The 5348-nt window shown below is 63.5% G+C and carries 5 protein-coding genes; 4 read left to right on the top strand and 1 reads right to left on the bottom strand.

Going from position 1 to position 5348, the window contains the following annotated elements; all coding sequences use genetic code 11:
* Positions 1 to 94 precede the first annotated feature (94 nt).
* Positions 95 to 502: a MerR family transcriptional regulator gene (locus tag ACIPJY_RS18030; RefSeq protein ID WP_301582223.1), complete on the bottom strand. Its 408-nt coding sequence runs from the start codon at positions 500 to 502 to the stop codon at positions 95 to 97.
* Positions 503 to 582: 80 nt separating this feature from the next.
* Between ACIPJY_RS18030 and ACIPJY_RS18025 the strand changes: the two genes are divergently transcribed.
* The 4 genes from ACIPJY_RS18025 to ACIPJY_RS18010 form a co-directional block, all read left to right on the top strand.
* Positions 583 to 918: an EthD domain-containing protein gene (locus ACIPJY_RS18025; protein WP_400467692.1), complete on the top strand. Its 336-nt coding sequence runs from the start codon at positions 583 to 585 to the stop codon at positions 916 to 918.
* A gap of 309 nt (positions 919 to 1227) precedes the next feature.
* Positions 1228 to 1623: a hypothetical protein gene (locus ACIPJY_RS18020; protein WP_400467690.1), complete on the top strand. Its 396-nt coding sequence runs from the start codon at positions 1228 to 1230 to the stop codon at positions 1621 to 1623.
* A gap of 14 nt (positions 1624 to 1637) precedes the next feature.
* The gene (locus tag ACIPJY_RS18015; RefSeq protein ID WP_400467688.1) at positions 1638 to 2900 is read left to right on the top strand and encodes a hypothetical protein; all 1263 of its coding nucleotides are present in this window, start codon (positions 1638 to 1640) and stop codon (positions 2898 to 2900) included.
* Positions 2901 to 3771: 871 nt separating this feature from the next.
* Positions 3772 to 5348: hypothetical protein (locus ACIPJY_RS18010; RefSeq protein WP_400468254.1), on the top strand; the 1577-nt coding region annotated here is incomplete at its 3' end.

Raw genomic sequence — 5348 nt, 5'->3', positions numbered from 1 at the left:
GATGGCGAGCAGATCGACAAGCTTCAATCGAGCGGAACCATCCTCGGCCTGCACCATGCGGGGACGCTATCAGCGCCGCCCGCTCTGCGATCGGCTATTGAGACGCGTTGTCTTGTCTGGGCGTCGCACCGCGCTGACCTTCGAGGCCCGTGGCGTAAGCGGTGGTGTCTTCGATCAGGTTGTCCAGCGCTTCGATGGCGTCGGTCATCTCGCGCACAGCGTCGTGGAGCCGCGCACGTTCTCGTTCCATGACGCGTCGCGCGTCGATCGCGTTGACCTTTGAAGGGTTCTTCTGCATGCAGGGGACCAGCTCCGCGATGGTTCCACTGGACAGCCCGGCTGCGAAGAAGGTCTGAATGAGCTGGACGCGGTGCACGTGCCCTTCCTCGTACAACCGCTGTCCGCTGGGTGATCGATCCACTTCGAGGAGTCCCTGCTCCTCGTAGTACCGCAACGACCGGCGGCTGACTCCACCGCGACTTGCGACCTCACCGATGCGCACACCTACCCCTTGCCCTTCACATGGATGTCACCGTTTAGCGTAGCGGCGGCGCGCCACCAACGGCGCGACGAAAGGACACCATGATCAAGTTCGTCTTCCTCATCCACCGCATCCCCTCGATGACCGTCGAGCAGTTCCAGCACCACCACCGAGAGCGCCACGCACCGCTGTTCACTTCCATCCCGGAAGCGGAGAAGTACGTTCGGAAGTACACCGTCTCGCACCCGATCGAGGCACCGGGTTACCCCGAGCCCGCGTACGACGGTCTCACTGAGATCTGGTTCGACTCCTGGAGTGACCACGACGCGTTCTTCGGCTCCGAAAATTACAAGAACCGCGTCAATCCCGACGAAGCAAGGTTCATCGACATGTCCTCCGTCGGCGTCATGGTTACCCACGAGACCGTGGTCAAGTGACCCGTAGCGCGGGGCGTCTTACGTCCCGCGCTTGGCGTTCGTCTACCAACCGGCCTTCGAGACCCCGGTCAGGCACTCAGTTGTAGTAGTTGACGACGAGTGCGACGCCGGCGCTGTCCTCCGGGAACTCACCAAGGGCCCACGCGGATACCTCACAAGAAGCCGGTTGGCATGTCCGATAGCCGATCGGCTATCGAGACTTGCTGCCGTGCTTGCTCGGGTGACGCCCATGTAGGTGCAAATGCGGACAGCAATCTCCTTAAGGAAGGTTCAGGCTGCTAACTAAGCTCATGACATTTGGAGGATGCAATGAAGCGCACAAGAAGCATGATGTCGCTCGCGGCGGCCGCGTTGGTGGTCGCATCGATCCCGCTCTCGACCGTGGCGCACGCCGCCCCAGCAGCGCCGGCGTTCGACCCGGGATCCGCCGTCGCAAGTAAGCCGGTCTACGACGCGGCGACGGGAATGTACACCTGGAAGTGCGTCTACTCCGGGTGGGCGCTCGGCGAGAAAGATGCCACCTGCGAGCTCTACGACCCGGTGCTGCAGGTGACCAGCGCCAAGCACAGCTACACCTTCGACGGGTCGGGCTACACGACGAGCCTCTACTACTTCACCAAGGTGTCCGGCGAGACCTTCTGTGTCGAGGCCTACGCCGCGTACGCTAACGGTAGCGGTTCGAACAAGAGTCAGGCCTGTTCCTGACCATGCGGCAGCCAGTGCGCCTCGCGGTCTCGTGGGGCGCACTGGCATGCGCGTTCGTGATTGGTGTCTCCGTCGCCTCCGCCAATCAGTCCGACACAAAGCCGGCAGCAGAGGCGTCGCCGACCGCCTCTCCCATCAGCACGGCACCCTTGGAGAGTTGTGACGCCTCGAGCGGCTCTGTATCAGCGACGCTCACTGGTGGTACCGAGTGGCACCTGTGCTGGCACATTGACTCAAGGACGGGCCTGACGCTGTCCGATGTCTCCTACACGGCGGTTGGGTCGGAACCGCTCACGGTGATCCGGCAGGCCGCATTGGCGCAGATCGATGTGCCCTATGACAGCGGCACGAAAGAGCACCTGGACCTCCCGGCGTTCGGAACGCTCACAAGTGCCAGCGACGTGCAGGCGTCGGACTGCCCAGACGGAAAGCTTGCCGCCGCGTCTACCGATGACCGTGCACTCCTCTGCGAAGCAGTCGTTTCGGACGGCGCGGCGTCTGAGTGGGACGACTATGACTTCGGATCCGTCACCCACCGAGCCGAGTCACAGTGCCTTGAGGTCTACACCGTAACTCCGGCCGACTGGTACACGTACATGGACGCGTGGGACTTCTGCAGCGATGGCCGGATCGTCGCGAAGGTTGGCGCCTCGGGAACGCTCGCTCCCGCACCCGGCGGCTTTGGAGACGCAACCGACGGACAGGCTGTCGGGCAAGGATCCACTCGATACGCGCTGAACCACTACCACAATGTTTTCTGGCGAGTGCAGTTCGGTCTCGACGACGCCGGACCTGCCGCGATCTCCACCGTGTCGACCACGGGTGGGGCGCATCGCGAGACGACCCGCACTCTTATTGACGCAGAAACCGCGATGCAGTCCGCTCCGGATAGGAGCTGGATGGTCACCGATCAAGGGCGGACGAATGCCGACGGACATGCGGTTGGATACGACGTCGATCTTCACAACGACAGCCCCTACCGCGGCGTCGCAGGGCACGGCTACACCGACAACGACTTCTACGTGACGCAGCAGAAGCCTTGTGAGGTGCTCGCCGCGGGGAACAGCACCGTCGACGGGTGTGCGTTGTCAGTTGACCAGTACGTAGGTAGTGATCGTCTCACTGATCCGGTCGCGTGGTTCCAGACGTCGTTTCATCATTTGCCGCGGGACGAGGATGAACCAGTGGTCGGTGAACACTGGCAGGGCTTCACGCTCATGCCACGCAACGTTGCCGCTACTAACTCTCTTGGGGTTGGTTTGCCGTCCAATCAGTGAGGTGCTAGCTGCGGCCGTGAATGAAAGACTGCTCTTGACGGACGCCGTCTTCGTGATCTGCCCAGATGACAGTAACGACGAGGGCGGTTGTGGGCGTGAGCTTTGGCGCGAGGAACCGAATCGGCCCATCGGGAACGTCCCGAAGGTCGGACCCCGGAAGGGTGACGGAGAACCCGCGAGTGCCACCTTCCGCTAAGGGTCGATGCCGGCCTGGTTGGCGGCGCACCAACTGCCGTTCCGGAGCGTCGGTGGTTGACAGTGCAATATCGACGTCATACGCCAAGCCGGAACGGCGAGTCAACGTGCAGGACACAACCGAGCCCTCCGCGCCACCCGAGCCCTCGTCCCAGTGCATATCCCAAGCAGCCATGTCCGCACCCTACGCTCTCAACGGTGCGCACTCTCGTTCTGTCGGTACCGGCCGAGGATCGGCTTCCGGACCGACTCTGGGACTCGTTTCACGTCTATCCACTTACGCATCGTCGTGCCGTCGAGCGGCGATTGGTGGGCGGGCCGTACTCATTTCGACCCCCATATGTGGGGGTGCAGTGGTGAGTGTTCCTCCGTAATGTCCTTCGTGGTTGCTCAGCGACACCATGGGGGTGTCATAGCTGCGTTGGCCTGTTGAGGGGTTCTGCGCGTGTTCGCATCGTCGCTGTCGTCTGCTCGTTTCCGCTGGGTGCTGCTTGCAGTGGTCACGTTGGTGGCACTGTTCGGGTCCTTGCTAGCGGTGGTGTCTCCTCCGGCTCCGGCGCAGGCGGCGGTGACCGGGGATGGTGGTCAGTTCGTCACCACCACGGGCCGCGTGCTCGATACACGTGATGGCACGGGCGGGTATTCGACGCCGATGGCGGCGAACAAGGCTCGTACAGTGCAGATCACCGGCAAGTTCGGGATCCCCTCGGATGCGTCCGCGGTGGTCCTCGCCGCGACGGTGGTGCACCCGGACGGGCAGGGGCAGCTGTTCGGTCGTGCGGACGCGGATACGCCTGGATCGTCGCTGATGATGGTCTATGGCGGTGGCGGCCTTGACACGATGACGAACGCGTCGACCCTCGCGATTGGTGCCGGCGGCAAGGTGACGGTCACGGCGGAAACGGCCGTGAACCTGGTGTTGGACGTGCAGGGCTACTACACGTCCACCGATAGTGGTGTCGCGGCCGGCGGTTTCGTCGCTGGTGATGGTTCGTCGGTGGCGAGTTCGGTGTCGGGGTCGCAGATCCCGAAGGCGCAGATCGGCCCGGGCAAGACCGTTCAGATCCAGGTCACCGGTCTCAATGGAATCCCTGCTGGTGCGTCCGCGGTTGCGGTGAACTTCCTGGTCCTGAGCCGCAACCAGACCAACGGTTACATCACTCCCTACGCAACGGGGGGCACGGTCGGTACGACGTCGATGAACTACCCGGCGGCGGTGACGTCGTCGATGTCGATGCAGGTGCCGTTGAGCGCGGACGGCAAGATGAGCGTCTACAACCGTGACGGCACGATCGACATGCTTGTCGCACTGCAGGGCTACTTCACCAAGAGCAACCCGGGCGGCGTGTTCACCCCGGCAGCGGACCGTCTCTACGACTCCCGCACGACGACTGCGAAGGCGTTTGCTGCGAAGGAGACCCGGACGATCTCGATCGCGGGGGTGAAGAGCGTTCCGAAGAACGGCACCGGCGTCTCTGCGGTCGCCGTGACGTTGACGGCGATCCACTCGGGGGCGAACAACGGGACCGCGACGGTGTGGCCGACCGGCGTTGCACGGCCGGGGGCGATGTACTCGATCACCTTCCAGAAGAACCAGATTCGCTCAAACACCGCGATTGTCCCGCTCGGCGCGGACGGCAACATCCAGCTCTGGTCCGACGGCCCGGACACAGCGGATTACGTCATCGACCTGCAGGGCTACTACAACGCGCTGCCCACGGGTCCGGCGGACACGAACCAGACCGGGCAGCGTACATCCGCGACGACCCTGCCGTTCCCGATCACGGACCAGACGAACGCCTCGGTTGACGTTGGCACCGGCAACCTGCTTGTGACGACATCTGCGATGTCGCTGCCGGGTGTGACGCAGAACAGCACGATCGGGGCTGCGTACAACTCGCGGGCGAAGAACGTCGCTGACAGCACCACGATGGACGCGAATCGCTGGCAGTATGCCCTCGCCGGCGCCGGGAACCTCACCTCCAACGGTGACGGTGTGGTCTACACCGACGCCGCCGGCACGGCATGGCAGTTCACCCCGGGAACGACCGTCGGGACGTACACGACGCCGGCGGGGCTGCAGCAGACCCTCACGAAGGTCGACAACAGCACCACGCACGAGTACACGCTGAAGGGATGGACGACGAACTCCACGACTCACTTCAACCTCGCAGGCCAGCCCACCTCGATCGTGGACCGGAACAGCAACCAGACCAGCTTCAACACCTCGGACGGCTACGCGCTGACGACGAT

This window comes from Curtobacterium sp. NPDC090223 (assembly GCF_044746585.1).
Lineage (GTDB): Bacteria > Actinomycetota > Actinomycetes > Actinomycetales > Microbacteriaceae > Curtobacterium.
Note: the sequence above shows the minus strand (reverse complement) of the source record. Positions and strands in the feature narration are given on the sequence as shown.

Coding starts and splice junctions, on each gene's coding strand:
- ACIPJY_RS18025 (WP_400467692.1), top strand. CDS start 583: ATGATCAAGTTCGTCTTCCTCATCCACCGCATCCCCTCGATGACCGTC.
- ACIPJY_RS18020 (WP_400467690.1), top strand. CDS start 1,228: ATGAAGCGCACAAGAAGCATGATGTCGCTCGCGGCGGCCGCGTTGGTG.